22 protein-coding genes and 2 pseudogenes are annotated in these 25,132 nt (G+C 69.1%); 15 read left to right on the top strand and 9 right to left on the bottom strand.

Translation table 11 applies throughout. The features are described 5' to 3' along the window. The first annotated feature begins 124 nt into the window (after window positions 1-124). Entirely contained in the window at window positions 125-301 is a 177-nt protein-coding gene (locus SMA5143A_RS42880; RefSeq protein WP_181361714.1) for a hypothetical protein, read from the top strand. Continuing rightward, on the top strand, window positions 292-858 hold the full coding sequence (locus tag SMA5143A_RS04175) for a YbhB/YbcL family Raf kinase inhibitor-like protein (RefSeq protein ID WP_107461522.1): 567 nt from the start codon (window positions 292-294) through the stop codon (window positions 856-858). The genes SMA5143A_RS42880 and SMA5143A_RS04175 overlap by 10 nt, the downstream gene beginning before the upstream one ends. A gap of 698 nt (window positions 859-1,556) precedes the next feature. On the opposite strand, the gene SMA5143A_RS04170 is transcribed toward SMA5143A_RS04175, so the two are convergent. Continuing rightward, the gene (locus SMA5143A_RS04170; RefSeq protein ID WP_219923573.1) at window positions 1,557-2,558 is read right to left on the bottom strand and encodes an AraC family transcriptional regulator; all 1,002 of its coding nucleotides are present in this window, start codon (window positions 2,556-2,558) and stop codon (window positions 1,557-1,559) included. Window positions 2,559-2,744: 186 nt separating this feature from the next. Here SMA5143A_RS04170 and SMA5143A_RS04165 point away from each other — a divergent pair, with 186 nt between their 5' ends. From SMA5143A_RS04165 to SMA5143A_RS44690, 4 genes and pseudogenes are all read left to right on the top strand, one after another. Beyond that, entirely contained in the window at window positions 2,745-3,596 is an 852-nt protein-coding gene (locus tag SMA5143A_RS04165; protein WP_107461520.1) for an oxidoreductase, read from the top strand. Between the two features lie 4 nt (window positions 3,597-3,600). Beyond that, window positions 3,601-3,797: pseudogene (locus SMA5143A_RS43710) on the top strand (MBL fold metallo-hydrolase); the annotation flags it as partial. 116 nt (window positions 3,798-3,913) lie between these two features. Next, the gene (locus tag SMA5143A_RS04155; RefSeq protein ID WP_107461518.1) at window positions 3,914-4,828 is read left to right on the top strand and encodes an MmyB family transcriptional regulator; all 915 of its coding nucleotides are present in this window, start codon (window positions 3,914-3,916) and stop codon (window positions 4,826-4,828) included. A 23-nt stretch (window positions 4,829-4,851) separates the two neighbouring features. Continuing rightward, window positions 4,852-5,067, top strand: coding sequence for a helix-turn-helix domain-containing protein (locus SMA5143A_RS44690; protein ID WP_181361713.1), 216 nt, complete (start codon window positions 4,852-4,854; stop codon window positions 5,065-5,067). Window positions 5,068-5,124: 57 nt separating this feature from the next. Here the strand turns inward: SMA5143A_RS44690 and SMA5143A_RS04145 are convergent, their stop codons facing one another. After that, window positions 5,125-5,937 carry a helix-turn-helix domain-containing protein gene (locus SMA5143A_RS04145; protein ID WP_107461514.1) on the bottom strand — a complete coding sequence of 271 codons (813 nt, stop codon included), beginning with the start codon at window positions 5,935-5,937 and terminating at the stop codon, window positions 5,125-5,127. 120 nt (window positions 5,938-6,057) lie between these two features. On the opposite strand from SMA5143A_RS04145, the gene SMA5143A_RS04140 reads away from it, so the two are divergent. The 8 genes from SMA5143A_RS04140 to SMA5143A_RS04105 are packed head-to-tail and all read left to right on the top strand — an operon-like array spanning window position 6,058 to window position 15,968. After that, window positions 6,058-8,133, top strand: a complete 2,076-nt coding sequence (locus SMA5143A_RS04140; protein ID WP_107461512.1) for an acetoacetate--CoA ligase — start codon at window positions 6,058-6,060, stop codon at window positions 8,131-8,133. Between the two features lie 59 nt (window positions 8,134-8,192). Beyond that, entirely contained in the window at window positions 8,193-10,013 is a 1,821-nt protein-coding gene (locus SMA5143A_RS04135; protein ID WP_107461510.1) for a PEP-utilizing enzyme, read from the top strand. A 17-nt stretch (window positions 10,014-10,030) separates the two neighbouring features. Next, window positions 10,031-11,131 (top strand): PEP/pyruvate-binding domain-containing protein, encoded by a 1,101-nt coding sequence (locus tag SMA5143A_RS04130; protein WP_107461508.1) that lies wholly within the window; start codon window positions 10,031-10,033, stop codon window positions 11,129-11,131. Next, the gene (locus tag SMA5143A_RS04125) at window positions 11,128-11,622 is read left to right on the top strand and encodes an acetyl-CoA carboxylase biotin carboxyl carrier protein (protein WP_107461506.1); all 495 of its coding nucleotides are present in this window, start codon (window positions 11,128-11,130) and stop codon (window positions 11,620-11,622) included. Before SMA5143A_RS04130 ends, SMA5143A_RS04125 begins: the two co-directional genes overlap by 4 nt. Continuing rightward, window positions 11,619-12,983 carry an acetyl-CoA carboxylase biotin carboxylase subunit gene (locus SMA5143A_RS04120; RefSeq protein ID WP_107461504.1) on the top strand — a complete coding sequence of 455 codons (1,365 nt, stop codon included), beginning with the start codon at window positions 11,619-11,621 and terminating at the stop codon, window positions 12,981-12,983. The genes SMA5143A_RS04125 and SMA5143A_RS04120 overlap by 4 nt, the downstream gene beginning before the upstream one ends. Next, on the top strand, window positions 12,976-14,451 hold the full coding sequence (locus SMA5143A_RS04115; protein ID WP_107461502.1) for a biotin carboxyl carrier protein: 1,476 nt from the start codon (window positions 12,976-12,978) through the stop codon (window positions 14,449-14,451). Before SMA5143A_RS04120 ends, SMA5143A_RS04115 begins: the two co-directional genes overlap by 8 nt. Beyond that, entirely contained in the window at window positions 14,432-15,325 is an 894-nt protein-coding gene (locus SMA5143A_RS04110; RefSeq protein ID WP_258193282.1) for an HAD-IIA family hydrolase, read from the top strand. The genes SMA5143A_RS04115 and SMA5143A_RS04110 overlap by 20 nt, the downstream gene beginning before the upstream one ends. A 34-nt stretch (window positions 15,326-15,359) precedes the next feature. Continuing rightward, window positions 15,360-15,968, top strand: a complete 609-nt coding sequence (locus tag SMA5143A_RS04105; RefSeq protein WP_107461500.1) for a biotin transporter BioY — start codon at window positions 15,360-15,362, stop codon at window positions 15,966-15,968. 265 nt (window positions 15,969-16,233) lie between these two features. Here SMA5143A_RS04105 and SMA5143A_RS04100 read toward each other — a convergent pair. The 7 genes and pseudogenes from SMA5143A_RS04100 to SMA5143A_RS04070 form a co-directional block, all read right to left on the bottom strand. Then, window positions 16,234-16,425, bottom strand: a pseudogene (locus SMA5143A_RS04100) (IS1380 family transposase); the annotation flags it as partial. A gap of 225 nt (window positions 16,426-16,650) precedes the next feature. Continuing rightward, window positions 16,651-17,508 carry a formyltetrahydrofolate deformylase gene (gene purU / locus SMA5143A_RS04095; RefSeq protein ID WP_107461497.1) on the bottom strand — a complete coding sequence of 286 codons (858 nt, stop codon included), beginning with the start codon at window positions 17,506-17,508 and terminating at the stop codon, window positions 16,651-16,653. A 24-nt stretch (window positions 17,509-17,532) separates the two neighbouring features. Continuing rightward, window positions 17,533-18,795, bottom strand: a complete 1,263-nt coding sequence (locus SMA5143A_RS04090; protein WP_107461597.1) for an aminomethyltransferase family protein — start codon at window positions 18,793-18,795, stop codon at window positions 17,533-17,535. A 62-nt stretch (window positions 18,796-18,857) separates the two neighbouring features. Further along, a complete protein-coding gene (locus SMA5143A_RS04085; RefSeq protein ID WP_107461495.1) occupies window positions 18,858-19,889 on the bottom strand; it encodes an amidohydrolase family protein in 1,032 nt (343 codons plus the stop codon). Continuing rightward, complete coding sequence (locus SMA5143A_RS04080) at window positions 19,882-21,405, bottom strand: aldehyde dehydrogenase family protein (protein ID WP_107461494.1); 1,524 nt, start codon at window positions 21,403-21,405, stop codon at window positions 19,882-19,884. The genes SMA5143A_RS04085 and SMA5143A_RS04080 overlap by 8 nt, the downstream gene beginning before the upstream one ends. After that, window positions 21,402-22,262 (bottom strand): alpha/beta hydrolase, encoded by an 861-nt coding sequence (locus SMA5143A_RS04075; RefSeq protein ID WP_107461493.1) that lies wholly within the window; start codon window positions 22,260-22,262, stop codon window positions 21,402-21,404. The genes SMA5143A_RS04080 and SMA5143A_RS04075 overlap by 4 nt, the downstream gene beginning before the upstream one ends. Beyond that, on the bottom strand, window positions 22,259-23,674 hold the full coding sequence (locus SMA5143A_RS04070) for a carotenoid oxygenase family protein (protein WP_107461492.1): 1,416 nt from the start codon (window positions 23,672-23,674) through the stop codon (window positions 22,259-22,261). Before SMA5143A_RS04070 ends, SMA5143A_RS04075 begins: the two co-directional genes overlap by 4 nt. Before the next feature lie 128 nt (window positions 23,675-23,802). Between SMA5143A_RS04070 and SMA5143A_RS04065 the strand changes: the two genes are divergently transcribed. Next, window positions 23,803-25,101, top strand: coding sequence for a PucR family transcriptional regulator (locus SMA5143A_RS04065; RefSeq protein ID WP_181361712.1), 1,299 nt, complete (start codon window positions 23,803-23,805; stop codon window positions 25,099-25,101). Window positions 25,102-25,132: the final 31 nt, after the last annotated feature.

Here is a 25,132-nt window from a genome sequence, read left to right as displayed (position 1 = left end):
CTGCCCCGCCGGGCCGCGCACCACAACACCATCCATTCGGTGATCATCCGACCAGGAGAAGAAGAAAGGCCCGACAGGGACACAGTCATCGCATCGGTTCCGACCGGGCTGTGGTGGTGAACAGGTGCCGGCCATCGACGGACGCACGTTTCCGATGTTCGATCCGGCCGATGGCCAGGTGCTGACCGAGGTCGCCGTGGCCGACTCCGCCGATGGCACCCGCGCGCTGGGGTTGCTCGACGGCACTGTCATCGCGGGTGATGCTGCCTCGACCGACAACGACGGAGTGCGATGTCTCTGATCGGCAAACTGCTTGTCAATCGGCGCGCCGGTGAACAGACCCTGGCCTGGCACCGATCGAATCTGGCCGCTGCGGCCACCTTCGACATCACCAGTCCCAATTTCGACCACGAAACCACGCTTCCTGTTCGGCATGTGGTGAAGAGACTCGGCGGGCAGAATCTTTCGCCGGCGCTGGCCTGGGCGCTGCCACCGGCCGAGACCGCGCAGTTGCTGCTCGTGGTCGAAGATCCCGACGTACCGCTGCGAAGCCCGCTGGTGCACGCGGCGGCACTGCTGGACCCCGCAGTGACCGAGTTACCGTGCAACGCACTTGATTCGAGCGCGCTCGACGCGGGCGTGCAGATCTTGCGGTCGAGCCAAGGGCGCGGCTATCAGGGCCCGGCACCGATCAAAGGTCATGGCCCGCACCGCTATGCGTTCCAGCTGTTCGCACTCGCCGAACCAATCTCCACAGTGGCAGGCAAACCGGTGGCCTCGGCGAAGCCGAAGGCTGTCCTGGAGGCTGGTCAGGCATTGGCCCGCGCACGGATTGGCGGCTTCTACGATCGACCCTGACATGCCGAAACAGGCGAATATCAAGCCTTTTCGAGCGTTCGCCACCGCTGATGATCGGCTGGCCCCAGCGGCGAAGCGATGTCTTCGTCGTTGTGGGCCGACTTCTTGGATTCTTTTGGTCTCCTCTAACGAGACATCCACTAATCGCGCATTTTCCCCCACCCCGGCCAGATACATCCCGAATTCAGGAGTCTGGCTAACGTTGGAAGTCGATTCGGTCAATTCCATAACCTGAGTCCGGGCCCTGGGTGCACTGACGGGGAGGCTCGAGAGAAGGCGAAGTTATGGCTGGGCATGCCTATCGACAACAATGACGGCCACGCAACTCCGGGAAACGTATGACCGATATCGTGCTGGAACAGTGCGTCGGCCGAACCCAGGATTGTTCGGCAATCCCGTGGCATACCCTGCCGAGTTCCGCCGCCGGCAATGAGGCCATTTTGATCGATCTGGAGGAGTCTTTGCTGCAACACGCCTGCTCCCGGTACCGGAGGTTCCGAGCCCTGCTGAGTGACAGGCCAGGTCGGCACCCCTGCTCCCGGAAGGTGGACGAGGTCGCCCGATCATGCGCCGCTCGATAAGTCATCGGTGCACCTCACGCGGCATGCCTGATCTCGTTGATGACTCCGCCGCCATCTCGTCGCTCGCGATCTGATGGGCCGCATGAGCGAGCCGGTCGAGGTCCCGCGACGGCCCGTTCAGACTCCGGCGACTGCTGCGGTCCGGAGGGCGTCGGGAGTGGTTCCGGTCCAGGTGCGGAAGGCGCGGTAGAAGGAGTTGGTGTCGTCGTAACCGAGTAGGTAGGCGATTTCGGCGATGCGCATAGTGCTGTTGCCGAGGTAGTGGCGGGCCAGGTTTTCGCGGGTCGTGGCGAGGATTTCCTGGAAGCTTGTTCCTTCGAGCTTCAGTTGTCGTTGCAGCGTGCGATTGCTGACGGCGAGGTGACGGGTGACTGCGGTCATGGAGCTTCCGCCGGCGGGAAGGGTTTCGTGCAGCGCGGCCCGCACCCGATCGGCGACGCTGGCCGTCGCCTGCAGGTCGGACAGGCGTCGGCGGAGTTCCGGGGCGAAGAACCGCCAGAGTTGCTCGTTCTCGGTGAGGAACGGGCGGTTCGCGTCGGCGGGCGCGAAGCTGATCGCGTGCGTCCGTCCCTTGTGGACTTCTACGCCGAGGTAGTCGTCCAGGCCGGCGTGCTCGGCAGACAGCCAGGGATCGACGGCCCGGACCGGCCGGACGTCGTGGCGGGTCGCGATCCGGGCCAGAGCGACCCAGAACACCATCTCGGCGGCGGCCAGCTGGGGCGGGGGCGGGGGCGTGTCCGGCGGCCACCGGAAGCTGATCGTCAAGCCTTCGTCGCCGTTGTCGAGCCGCAGGTGCAGGGGTCCGATGAGGGGCTTGTAGATGGCGATGCGCTCAGCTGCGGTCCGCAGATCGGGGCTGCACAGGGCGGCGAAGATCGGCGGGTTGAACATCTCGACCGAAATCGACCGGCCGATCGCGACAGCCAGGTCCGGATCGCCGCTCTCGGCCTCGAGCGCCTCCCACAGCCGGAAGTACTCCTCGAGAGGGAGGGCGACCGGGCCGCGGCCGAACAGGTCGGCAGGCAGCTGAGCGCGCCGGAGCACCCGGGTGGATGACACGCCGAGGTCCTTCAGCAGGGCTTTGATGCTGGGATCCAGGATGAATCGTCCGGTGCTCACGACGGGAGCGTAACGGCCGCCGGCATGCCTGACACCAGCAGATGGCGCCATTCCTCTCGCCAAGCGCGCCATCGAAAGCTGGCGTCATACGCAAGTGAGTTGGCGCGCCACGCTAGTGCCAGGCCGCAGATCCACTTCTAGCGTTCACAGCGAAACGTCACCACGTCCACCGAAAGGATCACCACCATGACCACCAAGGTCGCACTCGTCACCGGAGCTTCGTCCGGGATCGGCGAGGCCACCGCGCTCAAGCTGCGCGAGGCCGGCTACACCGTCTACGGCGCGGCGCGGCGCGTGCAGCGCATGCAACACCTGACCGAGCTGGGGATCCGGCTGCTGGCCATGGACGTCACCGACGACACTTCCATGCGGGAAGGCGTCGAGAAGCTCATCGCCGACACCGGCCGGCTCGACGTCCTCGTCAACAACGCCGGCTACGGTTCCTACGGCGCCGTCGAGGACGTCCCCCTGCAGGAGGCCAGGGAACAGTTCGAGGTCAACGTGTTCGGCGCAGCGCGCCTGACCCAGCTGGTCCTGCCGCACATGCGGGCGCAGCGCTCGGGAACCATCGTCAACATCACCTCGGTCGGTGGCCGCATGTGCACCTCACTGGGAGCCTGGTACCACGCCACGAAGTTCGCGCTGGAAGCGCTCAGCGACTGCCTGCGCATGGAGCTCAAGCCCTTCGGGATCGACGTCGTGGTGATCGAACCGGGCGGGGTCAAGTCCGAGTGGGGCGGCATCGCCGCGCAGAAGGCTCGCGCCGTCTCCGGCACCGGCCCGTACGCCCCGCAGGCCAACGCTGTGGCCGACTCGCTCAGTTCGGAGGCCAACGAACGCCGCATGTCGTCGCCGGACTTGATCGCCAAGACCATCGTCAAGTCCGTCCGGGCACGCCGGCCCAAGACGCGTTACGCCGTCGGCTTCGGCGCCAAGCCCATGATCTTCCTGCACAACACGCTGCCCAATCGCACCTTCGACGCCTTCATGCGCCGCGCCACCGGCGTGCCCGGGAAGTACGTGCCCGCGAACAACTGACGTGTGCCACACCCGATCGATCCGGCACGGCACGCGCGGACCGCACCCGGCACTTGATCCCTTTCCCCTAGCCTTGCCGAGCACGTGTACCTGTGCGGGCACAACTCGCCGCGCACCGCAGGCGCGAACTTTTACCTACTGCGCCAGCCGGCCGGAAACCTGATGATGATCGACACGCCGCGCTTGAGTACAGCCCTGGCGCGTGAGGTTGCATGGGAGTAACAGCTGCCGGGTCCGCCTCCGGACCGTACGAGTAAGCGCTTCCTGACACTGACAGGGACAGGAAGCGCCGACCATGCCTGCTCATACTGAACCCCATGATCCAAGAGCCCGATCCCGCTGTGGACGCCGGCGTGGCCCAGGAGCGCGGTGCCGAGCTGAGCGAATTCCTTCGCGGCCGCCGCGCCCGACTCAAACCCAGTGACGTGGGGCTTGTCGACCACAGCCGCTACCGGCGGGTGCCCGGCCTGCGCCGTGAGGAGCTGGCCCAGCTGGCTGGCGTGTCCATGGCCTACTACACGCGCCTGGAACAGGGACATGTACACAATGCATCGCTGGAGATCCTCGATGCCATCGCACGCGTCCTTCAGCTGAGCGAGGCAGAAAGCCTTCACCTCACCCATCTCGCCGGGCCGAAGAGGCCCTTCCGCAAGAGGCCTGCGACCAGGCCGCGAAGAGTGCGCAGCAGCCTATGCCACTTGCTCGACTCCATGACAGGCGTCCCCGCGTGTGTCATCGGGAGCCGCGCCGACATACTGGCGTGGAACGGGATGGCGGCGGCACTTTTCGGCGACTGGTCACAGCTGCCCGCGCGCGAGCGCAACTGGGCACGCCTGATCTTCCTGGACCCCGGCTACCGGGACTTGTTCGTCGACTGGGAGCACAAGGCGTCGGAGGTCGTCAGCTACCTGTGGATGGATGCCGGGCGCCACCCCGGAGACCTGCAACTGTCGGCGCTGGTGGGGGAGCTCTCGGTCAAGAGCGAGGAGTTCCGGCGCATATGGGCCCGGCATGAGGTCCAGAACAAGGGCTTCGGGGTCAAGCGGATGCATCACCCGCTGGTCGGCGAGATCACCTTGTCCTTCGAGTCCTTCCGCGCGGCACGTGACTCCGGGCAGGTGCTGATCACTTTCCACGCCGAGCCGCACACGCCCTCTGCGGAAGCGATGCACATGCTCGCGAGCTGGGGCGCAGATGCCACCGCCGCCGGTGCCGTCGAGCACAGCGACTGACCCACGACTGCGCCCGTGACAGGGTGCTGCTGCTGTTCGGGGCGCAGCAGCGGATCGACATCGCCGCCAGGCTGCCCGCCGACCCAGTCCGGACGGGCCGGAGTGTCACGGACATCGCCTACGCGGTCGGCGTCAAGGACACCTCACACTTCGCCCGCGCCTCAAAGAGCCGCCACTGCGTCAGCCCGCGTGAGTATCGCAGGGACCACTCGGCTGCTCCACAGGGGCCTGGCGCATAGCCTTTCCGGTGGCTGGTGGAGACTGGAAGACGGCGTATGGTCTCTTTTTCCTCGTCTTCAGATCTCGTCGCCGCCGGGCCCGTGTCGTTGCGGGACGGCCGCCGAAGCCCGCTCTTCGATCCGGTGCACTGCGGCCCGCAGGTCGTCCAGGTGGCGCCGCGCCACTTCCTGCGCGGACATGACCGTCTTGCGCCAGGTCACGTTGACGCATCCCAGGACCTCCCCGTGCAGGCGGATCGGTACGGCGATCGAGTTGCGACCGTCGAAGTCGTACTCCGGTGCGCGCACGCTGTAGCCGCGGGACCGGGTGGTCGCCAGCAGACGCCGCAGCCAGCCCGGGTCGTGGGCGTATGCGTTGCCCGGAGCGTCGTGCTCGCGCAGGCGGCGCAGGACCGCCTCCCGCTCCCGCTCGGCGCAGAAGGCGATGTAGGCCCGGCCCGAGGCGCCGAGCAGCATGTGCGAACGGAAACCGATGGGCGCAACGGGGACCACCTCGTCGAAGTACGCCTTGGGGCTGTTGGTGTCGATCGTCTCCATGTAGTCCAGCCGGGGCACGGTCAGCACCGACGGCCACATCACGCGCTCGCACAGCTCCTCCAGGACCGACGACGCCAGCTCGCCGAGCCACTCGACGTCGTTGTACGGGGCCCTCTGGGGTCTGAGGCTCGCGACGAAAGCCCCATCGGCGAGCCGCTGCCAGACCAGGCCCTCCTGGTTGCAGGTATGGAGGATGCGGATCAGGGTGGCTTTGGGGATGCCGGTGACCTGGTGCAGGTCGTGCAGGCTGGCAGCACGCATCTCCTCCAGGGCCTTCAGCACCTGTAGGCCACGCTCGAGAGAGCTGATCGTTTTCACCTGGTACTGCCGCATGAGACGACCCTCACCTGCGAAGATGGAGAGCGGATTTCACCAGGTGAAAAGCTAGCAGGGAACTGTTGCTCGCGTCCCGGCTCGTCGGAGACCGTTCCTCCCATGACGCGAGGAGGCGACATGACCGTCGAGGCAGCAGGGGGCTTCCCTGCCACTGGTCGGGCACACGGCGCAGCCGGCAGGGCCGCCGTGGTGGCCGAAGGCGAGCTGCTGTGGACGCCCGGCCCGCGGCGGGTCGCGGAGGCCAATGTCACGCGGTTCGCGGACTGGCTGTCCCGGGAACGGGGGCTGCGGTTCGACGGCTACGACGAGCTGTGGAACTGGTCCGTCACCGACCTGGGGGGATTCTGGGGCGCCCTGTGGGACTACTTCGGCATTCGGTCGACGACCCCGTACTCCTCGGTGCTCGACGGCCGGGACATGCCGGGGGCGCGGTGGTTTCCCGGGGCGCGGCTGAACTACGCCGAGCACGTCCTGCGAAACGAACGGTCGGGCACCGACGCCGTGGTGTTCGGCTCCGAGAGCGCCGCTCCCGTCGGCCTTCCGTGGGAGGACTTCGCGGGCCGGGTACGCATCCTGGCGACCCGGCTGCGCGGGCTCGGCGTACGCCCCGGCGACCGGGTCTGCGGATATCTGCCGAACGTGCCCCAGGCCGCGATCGCGATGCTCGCGACGACGGCCGTCGGGGCCGTATGGGCGAGCGCTTCCCCCGACTTCGGGTCGCGAGGCGTCATCGACCGGTTCGGCCAGCTCAGGCCGAAGGTCCTCTTCTGCGTCGACGGCTACCGTTACGGCGGAAAGACCTTCGACCGCCGGGACGAGGTGCGCCGCATCGCCGACGCGCTTCCCGGCCTGGAGCAGGTGATCCACCTTCCCGTCCTCGACGACGGGGACGACGAGCCGCTGGCCGTCGGCGGCCTGCGCTGGGACGAGGTCCTCGACCACCCGCCCGTTGCCGCCGAAGACTTCGAATTCGAGCATGTCCCCTTCGACCACCCGCTGTGGGTGCTGTTCTCCTCCGGTACGACCGGACTGCCCAAGGCGATCATCCACGGGCACGGCGGCATCCTGCTGGAACAGCTGAAGCTGCAGACCTTCCACATGGACCTGCGCGAGGGCGACCGGCCGCTGTTCTTCACCACCACCGGCTGGATGATGTGGAACTTCCTGATCAGCTCCCTGCTGGTCGGCGCCTGCCCGGTGCTCTACGACGGCAACCCCGCCCACCCGGAGCCGGACGTGCTGTGGCGGATCGCGCAGGACACCCGGACCACCTTCTTCGGCGCCAGCCCCGCCTACGTCGACCTCATGACCAAGGCCGGCATCGTCCCCGGCGAACGCTACGACCTGTCCGCCCTGCGCACGGTCATGCCCGCCGGCTCACCGGTGTCGCCCCAGTGCACCGCCTGGTTCTACGGCAACGTCAAGGCGGACCTGTGGATCGCCACCGGCAGCGGCGGCACCGACTGCTGCACCGGCTTCGTCGGCGGTGTGCCCACCCTGCCCGTGTACGCCGGCGAGATGCAGGCCCGCTCGCTGGGGGTCGCCGCGTACGCCTACGACGAACACGGCCGCCAGGTCGTGGACGAGGTCGGCGAGCTGGTGATCACGGAGCCGCTGCCGTCCATGCCGGTCACGTTCTGGGGCCCGGACGGGGACGAGCGGTACCGCCGTGCGTACTTCGAGGACTTCCCGGGCGCCTGGCGACACGGCGACTTCTTCAAGGTCAACGCTCGCGGCGGCTGCTTCGTACTCGGCCGCGCCGACGCCACCCTCAACCGGCAGGGCGTACGCATCGGCACCGCGGAGATCTACCGGGTCGTCGAAGCCCTCGACCAGGTCACGGGAGCCCTGGTGGTCAGCCTCGACCTGCCGGACGAGAAGTTCTTCATGCCGCTGTTCGTCGCCCTGACCGACGGCGCCACCCTCGACGAAGGCCTACAGCAGACGATCCGGGACCGACTCCGCCGCGAGTACAGCCCCCGTCACGTGCCGGATCGCATCATCCAGGTCCCGGCCGTCCCGACCACCCTGACCGGCAAGAAGCTCGAGGTGCCGGCGCGCCGCATCCTGCTCGGCACCCCCGTTGATCAGGCGGCCGACCCGAGCGCGGTCGCCGACCCGCGCGCGCTCGACGCCCTCGCCCGCTACGCCCGTACCCAGCGCGACTACCCCCTGGCCACCGCCACCGTCTGAGCCGCACCACCCTCGGATCCCCGCTCCCTACGCCTGAGCCGCACACCCTGGAGAGCCCCGTGAACGATGCCAGACCCGCCCCCCTCTTCCCACTGCCCTCGGAACTGACCGACGTCGCGGGCGCCGAAGGCTGGGCGTCGATGTACCCGTACTACACCCGGTTCCAGCCCGGGGACGACCAGCGGTTCTGGTTCTACAACGCGATGCACTTCCCCGAGCCCATGCCCGCGTTCGACGCCATCACTGCCGAGGCGCCCTACACCGCTATCGGCGCGAACACCGCGCGCATGTTCGTCTTCCCCACCACGCTCGGCATCGAGCACCGCATCGTCAACGGCCGGGTCTACATCACCGCCAATCCGGTCACCGACCCCGAGGAGATCCAGCACAGGCTCGCGGAGTTCAGTGAGCGGGCGGGGTACTACTACGAGAACTGGGACGAGCTCTACCAGGGCTGGGTCGCCCGCATCACCGCGCTGATCGACGAGGTGCAGCGGATCGAGGTGCCCCGGCTGCCCGAGTTCGAGGACCCGGAGGTCGTGTTCCAGGCCAAGGGTGTGGCCCAGAACCACTACGTCCGGGAGAACTACCACCGGCTGATCGACCTGTACTCCAAGATGTGGCACCACCACTCCGAGTTCCTGATGCTCGGCTACGGCGCCTACGTCGTGTTCTTCGAATTCTGCAAGACGTCGTTCCCGGAGATCCCCGACCAGGACGTGGCCCGCATGGTCGCGGGCATCGACGTCATCCTCTACCGCCCGGACGACGAGCTGAAGAAGCTGGCGAAGCTGGCGGTCGAGTACGGCGTCGACGATCTCTTCGTCGAGGGCTGCGAGCCGGGCAAGGTGCTGGCCGCGCTCGCCGCCCGCGGGGACGGCGGCCGAAGCTGGCTGGAGGCGATGGACGCCGTGCGCGAGCCGTGGTTCAACATGTCGACCGGCGCCGGTTTCTACCATCACCACCGCAGCTGGAACGACGACCTCACGGTGCCGTTCGCGGCGCTGCCCGGCTATGTCGACCAGGCCAGGAGGGGCGAGCTGCTCGACCGCCCCACCGAACAGCTCACGGCCGAGCGCGAGCGCATCGCCCAGGAGTACCGCTCCCTGCTGGCCGGGGAGGAGGAACGGGCCGCCTTCGACCAGATGCTCGGGCTGGCCCGGGTGGTGTTCCCCTTCGTGGAGGACCACAACTTCTACTGCGAGCACTACTTCACCACGAAGTTCTTCGCCAAGGTCCGCGAATTCGGCGAGCTGCTGTGCGATCAGGGTGTCCTGGCCGACGCCGAGGACGTCTTCCAGCTGAACCACACCGAGGTCGGCCAGGCCCTGACCGACGTGATGCTCGCCTGGGCGGCCGGGAGCAAGCCGGTGGGCTCGGCACACGTGCGCGAGACGGTCGCTGAGCGCAAGCGGATGCTGGAAGCCCTCGCGGGCTGGTCCCCGCCGCCCGCGCTGGGCCCCGTCCCCGAGGCACTCAACGACCCGGCGGTCCGCATGCTGTGGGGCATCACCGCCGAGACCATCCAGGCCTGGTCCACACCGACCGCGGACGGCGATCACGAGGTGCGCGGCTTCGCCGCCTCGCCGGGCGTCGTCGAGGGCACCGCCCGGGTGCTGCTCAGCGCCAACGACATCGGCCAGGTCCGGGAGGGCGAGGTGCTGGTCTGTCCGGTGACCGCGCCCAGCTGGGGCCCGGTCTTCGGCAAGATCGCGGCCGCCGTCTCGGACATCGGCGGCACCATGTCGCACGCGGCGATCGTGGCCCGTGAGTACGGGCTGCCCGCCGTCGTCGGCACCGGCCACGCCACCAAGCGGATCACCACCGGCCAGCGGCTGCGCGTGGACGGCGACCGCGGCATCGTCACCATCCTCGACTGAGCATGGGGAGCACGACAATGAACACCTCACCCCATGTCCGCCGGTTCGCGGAACTGCGGCTGTCGGACCGGCCCACGGTCGGCGGCAAGGGCGCCAGCCTCGGTGAACTCACCTTCGCCGGCGCGCCCGTACCGCCCGGCTACGTCGTCACCACCACGGCCTTCGAGGCCTTCCTCGCCGCCCTCGACCCGGACGGCGAGATCCGCACCGCCATCGAGGCGCTGGACTCCGAGGACACCGAGGCGATCACCCGCGTGGTCACACCCGTCAGGGAGCGCATCGAGGCGGCCGAACTGCCCGAAGAGGTGGCGGCGGCGATCCGCGGCCACTACCGCGACCTGGACAGCGAGTCCGACACCCCGGGGGAGCCCGCCCCCGTCGCCGTACGCTCCAGCGCCACCAGCGAAGACGCGGAGGACGCCAGCTTCGCCGGCCTCCAGGACACCTACCTGTGGGTGCGCGGCAAGGACTCCCTCGTCGAGAACGTCCGCCGCTGCTGGGCCAGCCTCTACAGCGTCGAGTCGGTCAGCTACCGGCGTCGCCTCGGCCTGCCGGAACACGACCTCGCCATGGCCGTCGTCGTCCAGCGCATGATCGACCCGCGCTGCGCCGGTGTCATGTTCACCCGCAGCCCGCTCACCGGGGACCGCTCGGTCGTCGCCCTGGAAGCGTCCTGGGGCCTGGGGTCCGCTCTCGTCAGCGGTGACGTGACACCCGACAAGTACGTGGTCAGCAAGGTGACCGGGGACATCTGCTCCCGTACCGTCTCGGCGAAGCTGCGACAGCACCGGATGGACCCCAGCGGCTCCGGTGTGCTGGAAGAGGACGTACCGGAATACCTCCGGGACGAACCCTGCCTGTCCGACGAGGAGATCCACGAACTCGTACGGCTCGGCCGGCAGGTCGAGTCCCACTACGGAACACCCCAGGACATCGAGTGGGCGATCTCCCGCAACCTCGTACCCGGCCACAACATCTACCTGCTCCAAAGCCGCCCCGAGACCGTCTGGGCGAGCCGCGAGAAGGCCCCGACGGCCGCGCCGAAGGCCAGGGCGTTCGACCACGTCCTGTCGCTGCTCGGCGGCGCGGGCTCCGGCCCCGGTGGGAGTACGAAGTGAACCTGACCGGCGAGGACGTCCAGGACATCCTGCGGATCATCGACGGCATGGAGGTCGACCGCCTCCATCTGCGCACGGGTCGGTTCGAACTGTCGCTTTGCCGTGGCGACGACGGCGCGTGGACACAGTCCGCGCGCACGACAGCCGAACCGGTGCTGGTCGATGGCCGTGAAGTACCCGCGGTCCAGGGCGTGGCAGCTGCGGACGAGCAGACTGAGCCCGCCCGCGAGGGTCTGACCGGGGTCCTTACACCTTTGCCCGGTGCCTTCTACCGGGCGCCGAAACCCGGCGCGGCCCCCTTCGTCGAGATCGGGGACGAGGTCACCGAGACCACGGTCGTCGGGATCGTCGAGACGATGAAACTGATGAACTCCGTGTACGCGGAGGCCTCCGGCACGGTGGCCGAAATCGTCTTGGGCGACGGAGAGTTCGCCGAGCAGGGTGCCGTGCTCATGTTCATCGACACACAGGCGGCAGGGGTGGCGCCGTGATCCTGCGACGCGTTCTGATCGCCAACCGGGGTGAGATCGCCCTGCGCATCATCCGTACGTGCAGGCGGCTCGGCATCGAGGCGGTGCTCGCCGCCTCCGACGCCGACCTCGACTCCGTACCGGCACGGCTGGCCGACCGGGTGGTGCGCCTCGGCCCCGCCCCGCCCTCGGCCAGCTACCTGGACGTGGACGCCGTCCTCACGGCAGCGAGAACCGCCGGCGCCGACGCCATCCATCCCGGGTACGGCTTCCTCTCCGAGAACCAGCGGCTGGCCCGGGCCTGCACCGAGGCCGGCATCGTCTTCATCGGCCCCACGGTGGAACAACTCGCCGCAGTGGGCGACAAGTTGGAGGCCCGTCGGCATGCCGTGGCGGCCGGGCTGCCAGTGGTACCCGGCGGGCCGCTGGAGGACACCGCCGACGTGGCCCGGCTTGCCGCGGAGATCGGCTACCCCCTGCTGATCAAGGCGGTCGGCGGGGGCGGCGGCCGGGGCATGAAGCAGGTGCACGATCCGGCGCACCTGTCCGCCACCGTCGACCTGGCCGTCGCCGAGGCGGGCGCCGCCTTCGGTGACCCCCGCGTCTACCTCGAACGCTTCGTCGCCACCGGGCGGCATGTGGAGGTCCAGCTCATCGCGGACGGGGAGAACGTCGTCCACCTCGGCACCCGCGACTGCTCCGTGCAGCGCCGCTACCAGAAGCTGATCGAAGAGGCGCCCGCGCCCGCCCTCGACCCGGCCTTGCGCGAGGAGATGCACCGTGCCGCGGTGGCCCTCGGCAAGCATCTGGAGTACCGGGGCCTGGGCACGGTCGAGTTCCTGGTCGACGTCGACCGGGGCACCTTCTACTTCCTGGAGATGAACGCCCGCATCCAGGTCGAGCACCCGGTCACCGAGGCCATCACCGGACTCGATCTCGTCGCGGAGCAACTCGCCGTCGCCGAGGGGCGATCACTCTCCTTCGGACAGGCGGACGTGTCCTTCACGGGACACGCCATCGAGTGCCGGATCAACGCCGAGGACTGGGCCCGCGACTTCCAGCCAAGCCCCGGCACTGTGACCGAGGCGGTCTGGCCACTCGGTGACGGCATCCGGATCGACACACACCTCCAGGCGGGCGCGAGCGTACCGCCGTACTACGACTCGCTGCTCGCCAAGCTGATCGTCCACGGCCGGGACCGCGCCGACGCGCTGGCACGGCTGCGCGCCGCCCTCGCCCGGTGTGCCGTCGCCGGGGTCAGCACCAACATCCCGCTGCACCAAGAGGTGCTGGCACAGACCGAGTTCGTCGAGGGCGGCGTGGACACCGCCTGGTTCACCCGCTTTCTGCGGGACCTTCCAGTAGGGAGCAGCCGTGGCTGACATCCAGCTCGTCGACGTGTCGCTGCGCGACGGCAACCAGAGCCTGTGGAGCGCCACCGGACTCGACACCGGCAAGATCCTCCAGATCGCGCCGGTCCTGGACCGGGTCGGCTTCCGCGCCCTCGACTACACCTCCAGCACCCACATGGGCATGGCGGTGCGCACCCACCGCGAGGACCCATGGGAGCGGATACGGCTGACGCACCGCGCCATGCCCAACACCCCTCTGCAGTTCATCGGCACCGGGCTGCGCTTCATCTCCTGGGAGGCCGCCCACCCCGAGTTCATGCAACTGGTCTACGACCGGCTGGTGGCCAACGGGGTCACCCGCTACGTCGTCCTGGACCCCATGCACGACATGGACGCCGTACGCGAGTCCGCCCGCATGATCCGAGCAGCCGGGGCCACCGAGATCGTCGGAGCACTGACCTTCACTGTCAGCGACGTCCACGACGACGCCCACTACGCCTCGCTCGCGGCGCAGATGGCCGACTGCCCGGACATCGACCGGGTCTACATCAAGGATCCTGGGGGGCTGCTGACGTCGGAACGCGCCGCCACACTGATCCCGGCAGTCCTGGGCAAGCTCGTCGGCACACCGCTGGAGCTGCACTCCCACTGCACGATCGGTCTGCCGGGCCTGACCTACCTCAAGGCCGCCGACCTGGGCGTACAGGCCCTTCAGGTGGCCTGCGGGGCTCTTGCGGGCGGCACGTCCCTGCCCAACGCCCAGCAGGTCGTGGCCAATCTGCGCGAAATCGGCCACACCGTGGACGTCGACGACCGGCTGCTGGGCGTGGTCGCCGACTACTTCGACGGCATGGCGGCGGCCGAGGGGCTGCCCGTCGGTGGCCCCCGGGACTACGACGCCGCGTTCATGCGTCACCAGGTCGCAGGCGGCGTCATGACCACCCTGCACCGGCAGCTCGACGAACTCGGTTTCAGCGACCGCTTCGACGCGGTCATCGAGGAGGTGACCCGCGTCCGCGCCGAGCTCGGCCACCCCATCATGGTCACCCCGTTCCCGCAGATGGTGTGCACCCAGGCCCTCTACAACGTCATCGGCACCGAACGCTACGAGAACGTCTCCGACCCGGTGATCCGGTACGTGCTGGGCAGTTTCGGCCGCCCCACCGCCCCCGTGGACCCGCAGGTCGCCGACCGCATCCTGGGCCGGCCACGAGCGAAGGAACTCGCCGCCGAACCGCCCCCGCCCACCGTCGCAGAACTGCGCCGGCGCCTCCCGCGCGGCATCAGCGACGAGGAACTGCTCCTACGGGCCACCATGCCCGCCGAGCAGGTGGACGCCATGGTGGCCGCCGGTCCGGCCCGACAGCACTACAACCCCGACGTCAAACCGGTGCTCGACCTGCTCCAAGGCCTACGGACACGCCCGGCGACACCCGAACTGATTCTCGACCGGCCCGACTTCCGACTGGAGCTGCACCGTGACCGCCGACCGGTCTGACGAGGCTGCCGCCTGCGTAACCGCCGAAACGGCTGATGAGATCGACGACCTGACTGGCCGTCTGCGGGCCGTGCGGGGCGTCGTCTTCGACATGGATGGCACGCTGGTCCTGGGCGACCGACGCAACCACGGGCTCACTCCCCTCCCCGGAGCCCTGGAAGTCACGGCCGACCTCACCGCCCGCGGCCTGCCCTGGGTCACCTTCACCAACGGCACCACGCGTACTCCGTCGGCCTACGCCGAGACGCTGCGCCGCATCGGGTTCGACCTGCCGGACGACGCCATGCTCACTCCGGCGACCAGCGCCGTCGACCACTTCCTGGACATGGGACACCGCAGCGCGCTGGTGCTCGGCGGCGACGGCCTGAAGGAGCCGCTTCGTCAAGCCGGCATCGAGATCGTCGAGCCCAAGGGCAAGCCGGAAGCCGACGCCGTGCTCGTCGGCTGGTACCGCGAGTTCACGATGGACGACCTGGAAGCCGCCTGCCACGCCGTCTTCGGAGGCGCCACCCTGTACAGCAGCTCACAGTCGGTGTTCTTTGCCAGCGCCGACGGTCGAGCACTGGGCACGTCCCGGGCCATCTGCGCCATGATCAGCAGTGTCACGGGCGTCACCGAACAGGTCGTGGGCAAGCCCTCACTCACCGGCCTGCGCTGCGCCGCGCGCCGACTGGGCGTCGCCCCGCAACACCTCGCCGTCGTCGGAGACGACCCGGAACTGGAGATGGCGATGGCCCGGCGTGCCGGGGCTCTCGGCATCGCGGTGACCACCGGCATCCACGCGGCGAACCACTTCGCCACTCTGCCGACGGAGCAGCGCCCGCATCTCACCGTCGAGGGTGTGGGCGGGCTGACCACCCTGTTGCCCGCCTGAACTCCCACCCCATCGAGAACGGACCCGTACCGACATGACCACCACGACCGCCTCCCTGCGACCGAGCGCCCATCCCGGAGTCCTTGCCGACCTAGTCCCCGGATCCGCCCTCCTGCGGAACACGCTTCTCGTCGTCGGCGGCGCGGGCCTCACCGGCCTCTGCGCCCAGGTCTCCCTGCACACCCCGCTCAGCCCCGTGCCCTTCACCCTGCAGACCCTCGCGGTCCTGCTGGTCGGCACCGCGCTCGGTACCGTTCGCGGGGCGGCGGCCATGCTGGTCTATCTCGCCACCAGCGCCGCCGGAGTGCCCTGGTTCGCCAACCACACCCATGGCCTGGGCGGCCCCAGCTTCGGCTATGTCGTCGGTTTCGTCCTCGCCGCCGCCCTCGTCGGCGAACTCGCCCGCCGCGGCAACGACCGAGGCATCCTGGGAACCGTCGGGATGATGACGCTGGGCAATGCAGTCATCTACCTGGCGGGAACCGTGTGGCTGGCCATGGACCTGCACCTCGGCGCCCAACAGGCCATCGCTTTGGGAGTCACCCCGTTCCTCATCACCGACGCGCTCAAGACCGCCCTGGCGGCAGGACTGCTGCCACTCGTCTGGCGAGGCGTGGCGTCGACAGCGGCCCCTGAAGAGTGAAAACGCCGGTGCTCGTATGAGGTTCCTGGTACGGCCAGAGCCGCGGCCGCCGCGCGCTGCGCAAGGCGCTTGACCGGTTCCGACACGGGAATCGATCTTGATGGCAGTTCTGTCAAGCTGCGCGGGTAGCAAAGGCACAACGCGGACTCAGCGATCTCCTTGTCTGTGCGGTCGCGGAATGGTGATCACCATGGGTCGAAGGTGTACTGAGTCCGTCTGAGAAAGACGCAACGCCTGTGCCTGCAGATCAGACACCAGCGTGTCGAAGTCCAGCTTTTGCGCGCGTGCCCTTCGGCTCGGTGATGGTCTCGCCGCCGTCGGCGAGCATCACGGCGAGATCGACCGCGACCCGGCCCGGCTCGTGGCCGGTGCCGCGCGGGCGCAGCCTGCGCAGAGCGGTGGTGAAGGCGCTGGTCAGGCCGGTGGCATCAGTGAGATCGGCCAGCAGACGCGATCCGGTGTCGAGTCCGATCGGCTGTTGCGGAAGCCCTGGGGGCGCCTCACTCGAGCCGGAGGCCGTAGTCGCTCAACGCTGCTCGTCGCCGACGGCCATGAGCAGCGGCCTGCGGAGGAGATCTTCCACCGCCTCTGCCAGGAGCACGGCTGCACCGCGCTGCCGTTGCTCGGAGGCCAGGACGGACTGTTGCGGGCGCTGCGCCAGGCGGCGCCCGCAACGGAACCGTCAGTCCGGAAAAACCACGGTCGTACGTCCGTTGAGGAGCACTTGGCTCTCCAGATGATGGCGGACAGCCCTGGCCAGCACGCGCCGCTCGATGTCCCGCCCCTTGCGGACCAGTTGCTCGGGCGTGTCCCGGTGGGTGACGGGCTCGACGTCCTGGGCGATGATCGGGCCCTCATCTAGGTCGCCGGTCACGTAGTGCGCTGTCGCCCCGATCAGCTTCACCCCGCGCTCGTACGCCTGGTGGTAGGGCTTGGCGCCCTTGAAGCCCGGCAGGAACGAGTGGTGGATGTTGATGCAGCGGCCTGCCAGGCTGGCGGACAGCTCGTCCGACAGGATCTGCATGTAGCGGGCGAGGACCACGAGGTCGACCTCGTACTCGTCGACGATCGCGAGCAGTTTGGCTTCCTGCTCCGGCTTGTTCTCCTTGGTCACCGGCAGGTGATGGAACGGGACGTCGGACAGGTCGATGTGCTGGTAGACCTCGCAGGGATGGTTGGACACCACGCCGACCACATCCATAGGCAACTCGCCGATACGCCACCGGTAGAGAAGGTCCGCGAGGCAGTGATCGAGCTTCGAGGCCATGATGAGGACCCGCATACGGGACCGGTCCCCGGTCACCGACCAAGTGGCTGCCAGCTGGGTGAGACCGTCGGAGACGTTCTCCCGGACGGTGGTTTCGGTCACTCCGGCCGGGACGGTGAAGGCGAGTCGGCAGAAGAACCGGCCGGTGAGCTGGTCGTTGAAGTGGCTGGCCTCCTGGATGTTGCCGCCGATCGCGGCGAGGCCCGTGGTGACCCGGCTGACGATGCCGGGCCGGTCGTCGCAGGCGAACTTCAGAGTGAAAGCGGTGGACATGACGGTCGCCGTTCCTTTCCGGGGTCACGCTTGGTGCAGGTCGGCGCGGCGCCGGTCGGGCTTGTAGGGCGCGGCGGCGACGGTCGCCCGGATCGCCTTCTGCGGTCCGCCGGGCTCTCCCCAGTGGACGGTGACCTCGGTGCCCGGCTCGCTGTGCGCGACGTCGACAGTGCATAGCGAGAGCATTTGCCGGTAGTAGTAGCTGTAGCCGCGGGAGGTGGCGATCCCAACGAGGTCGTCGCCGGCGGTGACCTTGTCCGCCCACATGAAGCCGCGCTGGTCACGGGGCATGTCCATGAACGGGTAGTGCTCGCCCGGTCGGAACATCGACGCGAAGACGTCCGCCACGTCGTTGCCGTTCCACACCAGGGTCCGCATGACGCGCCGGGGCGCGGCCTTCTCCGCCTCCAGCGCCTCGCGGCCCAGGAAGTCGTGGTCGAAGTTGATGTTGCGGGCCCAGCCCAGCTCCACCGGGCTGCGGTAGTAGTCGCTGATCTCGGCGCCGTCGTAGGAACCGGCGATGTAGGCCGGCTGCGCGAAGGACGGCATGGAGGAGGTGAAGAACTCGCGGTAGCTCTTCATGTCCTCGTCGAAGATGGCAGGGATGTAGTCGGTGGCGATGGTCGGGAAGCACGCCTCCAGGTGGTTGATCATGGTGGCGCGGGCACCGAGCTTGCGGATCCCGAACTCCTGACCGGCATCGAGGATGGCGTCGTAGATGTCCTGCTTGGCGGCCATGGGGCCCTGGAGCTCGAAGCCGATTTCCCCGGCCATGCCTTGCCGCAGCGCGTACAGCTCGTGGTCGGCGATCTTCAGGGAGTTGACCCACATGAACTTGGTCTCGCGCAGGTTCGATGAGCCCGAGACCTTTTCGAGGAGCTTCACCGAATTGGGGCCGGAGACCTGGAGGATGAACCAGTCGTCCCGCTCCACCTTGACGTCGTAGTCGGTCGTGCCCAGGTAGTTGCGGACCCAGAAGCCACCGCGGCCGTGCAGCATGAACTCCTCGTCGCCGAAGCGGGTGAGGATGCCCTCGTGGATGACCTTGCCGTCCTGGTTGGTGTGGATGGCGTGCTTGGACTGGCCGAGGGCGAAGTTCGCGAGGGTGTTGACGGTGATGTCGCCGAGCATGGTGAGCGCGTCGGGGCCGGTGATCCGGTGCTGCCACAGAAACGACCAGTCCCCGATGTAGCAGGCGTCCTTCCAGGACATGCTCTCGTCGAGCCAGTCGGTGTACTCGGGCTGTCCGAACCGGCTCCATGCGTAGCCCTCCGGTGGAGTGCGCATGCTGCTGACGGTGTATTTCATGTCGTCCCTTGGGATTGGTGCGGGCTCTGGGCGTTCTGGGCTCAGCGGAGCTGGAAGAGATTCTCGGCGGTGGTCTGGAAGAAGGCCTTCAGCCCGGCGGTGCCGAGCGGGAGGTCGTCCTGGGCGGTGACCTCGTCCGGGGCGTACTGGTACGGGTAGTCCATGGCGTACAGCACCCGGCCGGCTCCGAGGACTTCGCGGCAGAACATGATCGCGGGGGCCCAGGGCATGCCGCTGGTGGTGACCCAGACGTTCTCCCGCAGGTAGTCGCTGACCTTGCGCTGGAGGGGCTTGATGACGGGGTAGCGCTTGGCGCGGACGGTGGCCTCGTGCATGTAGTCCAGGCGGTAGAGCCAGAACGGCAGGGCTTCGCCGAGGTGTCCGACGACGATCTTGAGGCGTGGGAAGCGGTCGAAGACGCCGGAAGTGATGATGCGCAGCAGGTGCATGCCGGTCTCGACGGCGAAGCCGTAGATCGCGCCGTCCAGACCCGCTTCCAGCAGTGGCCCGATCATCGCGGGGGAAGGCGTGTTGGGGTGGAGGTAGATCGGGGTGTCGTGGGCCTCGGCCGCCTCGAAGATGGGCCAGAACTTGGGGTCGTCCAAGTACTCGCCGTGGGTGTGCGAGTTGATGATGACGCCCTTCAGCCCCAGGTCACGATGGCCGCGTTCGATCTCGTGGGCGGCGTGCTCCGGGTCCTGTGGGGCGACGGCGGTGAGGCCGCTGAAGCGGTCGGGGTGGCTGCGGATCGCCTCGGCGAGCCGGTTGTTGGCGAGTTCGGCGATGGCGACCGCCTCGGACCGCGGCAGGATCTGCGTGCCGGGGGAGGTGAGCGAGATGACCTGGCGGTCGACGCCCGCGGCGTCCATGTCGGCCAGCCGTCGCTCGCCGAGGTCGGGGAGGCGTTCGAGGATGAAGTCGGTGCGTGCGCTGCGGTGGTTGACGTAGAAGCCCATCAGGCTGTCGAAGCCCGGGTCGCCGTGGTCGTTCCGCTTGATCATGTCCCGCCACAGATCGATGAGTTCCTGCGGAGCGAACGCCTCCTCGGTGGCGATGCGTGCGTAGTCAGGCATGGTCGTCGGCTCCTTCCGCGGCGCGCAGCAGGGTGTTCCAGTGGTCGGTGCCGGGCAGCAGCGACGGGTCGTCGTAGGTGACCACGGCCTGCTGTTCCATGCACTCCAGGACGGAGGTCAGGCCGTGGGTGCGGCCGATGCCGCTGTGCTTGATGCCGCCGAACGGCACGGACATCGGCGAGGCGCCTACGCGGTGGACGTTGACGAAGGCGGTCCCGGCCTCCAGGCGGCGGGCCAGTGCCCAGGCGCGGTCGGTGTCGGCGGACCAGACGGACGCGGCCAGGCCGTAGTCGGTCGAGTTGGCCAGCCGGACGGCCTCCTCCTCGTCGTCGAAGGGCAGGATCGGCACGATGGGCCCGAACTGCTCCTCGGTGACCAGCGGCGCGTCGGGAGCGATGTCCGTGACGACGCTCGGGAGGATGAAGTAGCCCTCGTTCCAGCCGACGGGGTCCAACTGCTCGCCGACGACGGTGACCTTGGCGCCGGCGGCCGCGGTGGCGTCGCGCAGGGCGAGCACGCGGTGGTACTGGGCACGGGTGGTGACCGGCCCGATGGTGGCCCGGGGGTCGCTGCCCTCGCCCACCCGGATCCGGGAGACCAACTCCGTGAACCCGTCGGTGAATTCGGCGAGGCGGCTGCGGTGGACGTAGATCCGCTTGACGTTGTAGCAGATCTGCCCGCTGAGGCCGAACACGCCGGCGACCAGCTCGCGGAGCATCGTCTCGTCGATGACCGCGTCGTGCAGAACCAACGCCGGGTCGTTTCCGCCGAGTTCGAGCGTGACGTTCTTGATGGTCGGCGCGGCGGACGCCAGCACTCGGGACCCGGTCGCGACCGAGCCGGTGAACATCAGCCGCCGCACGGCGGGATGTTCGGACAGCGCGGCACCCGCGTCCGGGCCGAGCCCGGGTACGCGGCCGACGACTCCGGACGGGAGGGCGTCGGCGAGTACCGCGACGGCCCGGCTCAGGGCCAGCGGAGCCTCCTCCGGCGGCTTGACGATCACCGGGTTGCCCGCCATCAGGGCCGGGCCGATCGACATGAACGCCAGGAACACCGGGGTGTTCCACGGCGCGATGACCCCGACCGGGCCCATCGGCACATGCCGGGTCACCGCGCGGCCCGGCCAAGGGAGTTCGGCCGGTTCCTCGGCGGCGGCGATGTCCTCGGCCAGCCCCGCGAAGTACCGCAGCAGCCGGGGCGCGCCGCCCGCGTCGCCGTACGACTCGTGCAGCACCTTGCCCACCTCGCGGGTGAGCAGCGCGGCCAGCTCGGGAACCTCGGCCTCCAGCGCGTCGGCGGCCTTCACCAGGTACGCGGCACGCTCGGCCGGGCTCAGCGCGGCCCAGCCGGGGAAGGCGGACGCCGCCGCGCGGGCCGCGAGGTCGATCTCCCCGGCCCCGCCCAGGGCGAACTCGCCGACGACCTCGCTGATCCGCGCCGGATTGAGCACCGGCGCGAACCCGGTGGTGACCTCCTCGCCGCCGACCAGGACGGATGCGCGGATCGCGCTCATGCGGTGCTCCTCACGGCGTATTCCTCGATGAACCGCAGCAGCGGCTCGCCGAGCGGGGCGTCGTCGACGCCGAGGGCGACGATCTCGGAGATGTGGTTGTGGCCCGTGACGTGCACGAAGGAGGAGACGAAGTCCCGTACCGCCTCGGCCTGGGCATGGAAGTCCGGGGGGTCGAGCTCGGCCACACAGGCCAGCAGCGGGATGGCGCAGTCACGCAGCCCGGGCAGCGCCTCGCGGGCGGGGAGTTCGGCGGGATCGGAGCCGTAGTAGGAGAGCAGCAGTTCGTTCTGCCGGAGCTCACGCAGGTCGTAGATGCCCGACAGCAGGCCGGCCGCGGCCACCCGGGGTCGCGTACCGCCGTGGCAGGCCAGGTATCCGGCCACGTGGGCGGCTCCCGCAGAGTGCCCGACGAGCACGATCCGCTCCGGATCGCCCCCGTGCTCCGCGATGTTCGCCCGCACCCAGGCCACCGCGTCGGCGACGTCCTGCGCCCCGGCGGGCCATCGGTGCTCCGGGGCGAGCCGGTAGTTCATGGTCACGGCGACGAGCCCGCGGTCCGCCGCCCAGCGGCCGATATGGCGGTAGAACGGGAAACCGGCGGTGTCCTTGTCCCCGGCGACGAAGCCGCCGCCGGGCGCGAACAGCAGCACCGGCGCGCCGGCCGGCGGCTCGAACGCCCGATGGACGTCGAGCCGCTGCCTCGGATGAGTGCCGTACGACTCGTCGGTGACGACCACCGGTGCCTCGTAGCCGCGTTCCCGGTGGTCTCGCGCGAACAATGCCCACATGCCCTGGATCAGCTCCGGGGTCACCTCGGCGGGCGTGCTCCGGATGACCGCCTCATGACGGGTGGTCACTTGCCCTCCAGGTCCTCGTCGGGCACCCAGTTGCCGTGGAAGCCCAGCGGTACGCGCTGCGGGATGTGGATGCGGGCGACCGGGCCGCCCGACAGGTCCTGGGAGTGCAGGATCAGGACCTCGGCGTTGCCGTTGGCGAGGTCGGAGACGTAGGTCATCAGCCAGCCGTCGTCCTCCGCCGAGTCGGCGGTCCGCGGCACGAAGACGGCCTCCATGCCGAAGCGGCCGGGTCCGTAGGTGTACGACTCGGAGGTGCCGCGCAGCAGGTCCTGTTTGAGCAGGGCACTGTCGGCGTTCTTGGCGCGCGAGGAGAAGTAGCCGTAGCGGTGTTCACCCACACCGATGAGCCGCTCGTCCAGGCGGGGCATCTCCTGCGGGGTGTCGTCGAGCCGCCTGACCGTGCAGCGACCGGTGGCCGGGTCGAGGAAGTAGCGGTCCAGTCGGGACGGTGTGTCTGTGGGACCGGTGGGGTCGGTGTGGAAGAGACGCTCGTTGCTGCACACGTCGACCGCGACCCGTCCGTCCGGCAGGTCGAAGGCGCCGAGGATGTGGAAGACGGCGGCCGGTTCCGTCTCGCACCACACGACCTGGTCGGCGCTGCCCTCCCGGGGCAGCAGGGCCCAGGCCGGACGGTGGTCGAAGTCCCACGCGTAGGGGAAGTCGTAGCCCTTCTCCAGCATGCCCGGATGGGCCTGGACGGGGCCGTTGTAGAAGACGCAGTAGCGCGAGCTGAGCGCCATGTCGTGGATGATCGGACGGCCTTCGAGCGGCACGTCCACCGTCCTGCGGACCCGGCCGGCGATGTCCAGCACCACGTACTGGGCGAAGTTCCAGTCCCAGCGGTAGGCCACACCGTGCAGTTCGCCGGTGGTGGCGTCGCGGTGCGGGTGACCGGTCCAGGCGCCGTTCCACGTGTTCTCGAAGTTGGTGCGGGCGATCGTCTCCAGCTCGTACGTCAACTCATAGGGGAGCTGTCCGCCCTCCATGAACGCGAACGTGTGGCCGCCCTGGGAGAGGACGTTGGTGTTGGCCGTCTGCCGCACCACATAGGCGGGGCCCGGGGCGGGGGCCTCCGGGCCGGGGGTCTTCGGCCAGCCGCGGCTGGCGGTGACCTGGTCGTCGCGTACAAAGCGATTGCGGTACCACTCGGCACGGCCGTCCCGGAGCCGGACCCCGTGCACCATGCCGTTGCCGGAGAACCAGTTGTACGTCACCGGGTCCTCGGGGTCGATCGGATTGGGGCCGACCCTCAGCAGGCGGCCGTTCAGCTCGGCCGGGATCGTGCCCGTCACCTTCAGGTCATGAACGGTGATCTCCTGGTCGACCGGGGCGAACGGCCCCTTCAGGAACTGGTTGCCTGGCTGCTGGGAGCCGGCCCCGGCGGTGGGGCGCTGCGGTTCGGTGCTCGTCATCAGGGGGACGCCTTCCGTACGTCTGCGGTGCGCTCCCGATCGTCGAGCCGGGTACCGGCCCGGTCACTGGGCCGGGAATCCAAAAACGCGAAGGCCCGTGTATGTTTCGTACAATCCCGACTGTGTTGGTGGCCAAAGCGCAATTCCTGTCGGGGCTCGTCCTCGGGTTGTCCGCACCACCGGGCGACGAGCCCGCCTGCGACGCGGCGGTGACCGAGCCGGTGGTGGCGGAGCTCGGACCCGCACCGGTCCGGTGGGCGGTGGCACTGGCCCGCCAGGCGATGGGCGAGGTGCTCCCGAACATTCCCGAGGAGCGGCGCATGCCGCTCGCCTCCCGGCTGGCGCCCGCGATCGAGAACATGGTGCTGGAACTCCTGCTGACCCTCGGCGGCCGGGCCAGGACCTTCTCGCTCAACGCGGGCGAGGTGGCCATCACCGCCTACCTGGCGGGAGAGGGGATCTCCTACGAGAGGATCGTCGAAGGGCTGCGGATCGTACGGCGGGTGTGCACGGGGGCCCTGCTGGACGAGGCCGAGGCCCTGCTGCCGGCCTCGCGTCGCGCGCCGGTGACACGGGAACTGACCGAAGTGGTCAATGACTTCTTCGACAAGACGACCGACGCGATCACCGTCGAGCACCTCGGCCAGAGCCGGCGGCTCCTCGCCCGCAGGCTGGCCGACCAGCGGGGTGTGATCCGCTCGCTGCTGGACGGCGAGAGCGTGGACGCCGCCACGGCCGGCCGGGTCCTGGAGAAGGACCTGACGGCTCACCACCTGGGCCTGGTGGCCTGGCTCGGAAAGCCGGCGTCCCGGGCCGGTGCGCGCCCCGAAGACGCCCGGCACCTGCTCGAAGAAGCCCTGCATTCCGCCGCCGTGGCGCTGCATGCCGCCGACCTGCTCAGTGTCGAGGCGGACGCCACCACGCTCTGGGCGTGGGCCACCTCGCCCCGCCCGCTGGACGCCGGCGCGCTGACCATGGCGTGCGTCGACGGCGCTACCGGCGTCCGGCTCGCGGTCGGCCGCAGCGCCCGCGGCCCGGCCGGTTTCCGGCGCACACACCTCGCCGCGCTCGACGCCCGGCGCGCGGCCCTTCGGTCCCGCCCATCCGAGCCGGTGACCCGTTACGACGAGGTGGCCCTGATCTCCCTTTCATCCACCGACTCCGAACGCGCCGCCTGGTTCGTCGCGGAGGAGCTGGGCGCCCTCGCCGCCCCTGACCGCGCCACGGCCGACCTGCGCGTCACCCTGCTCGCCTACCTCGACCGGGGCAGCAGCCTCGTGCGGGCCGCCGAGGCGCTGCACGTCCACCGCAACACGGTGGTCTACCGGCTGCGCCGGGCCGAGGAACTGCTGGGACGGACGACCGCCGAACGGACCCTGGAGACCCACCTCGCGCTGCGGCTGGCAGTGGCCGGATACCCGTCCTGACAGGAGAGGCGACTGTACGAGCGTGAAGCCA

Source organism: Streptomyces sp. MA5143a (assembly GCF_900290235.1).
Classification (GTDB): Bacteria; Actinomycetota; Actinomycetes; order Streptomycetales; family Streptomycetaceae; genus Streptomyces.
Note: the sequence above shows the minus strand (reverse complement) of the source record. Positions and strands in the feature narration are given on the sequence as shown.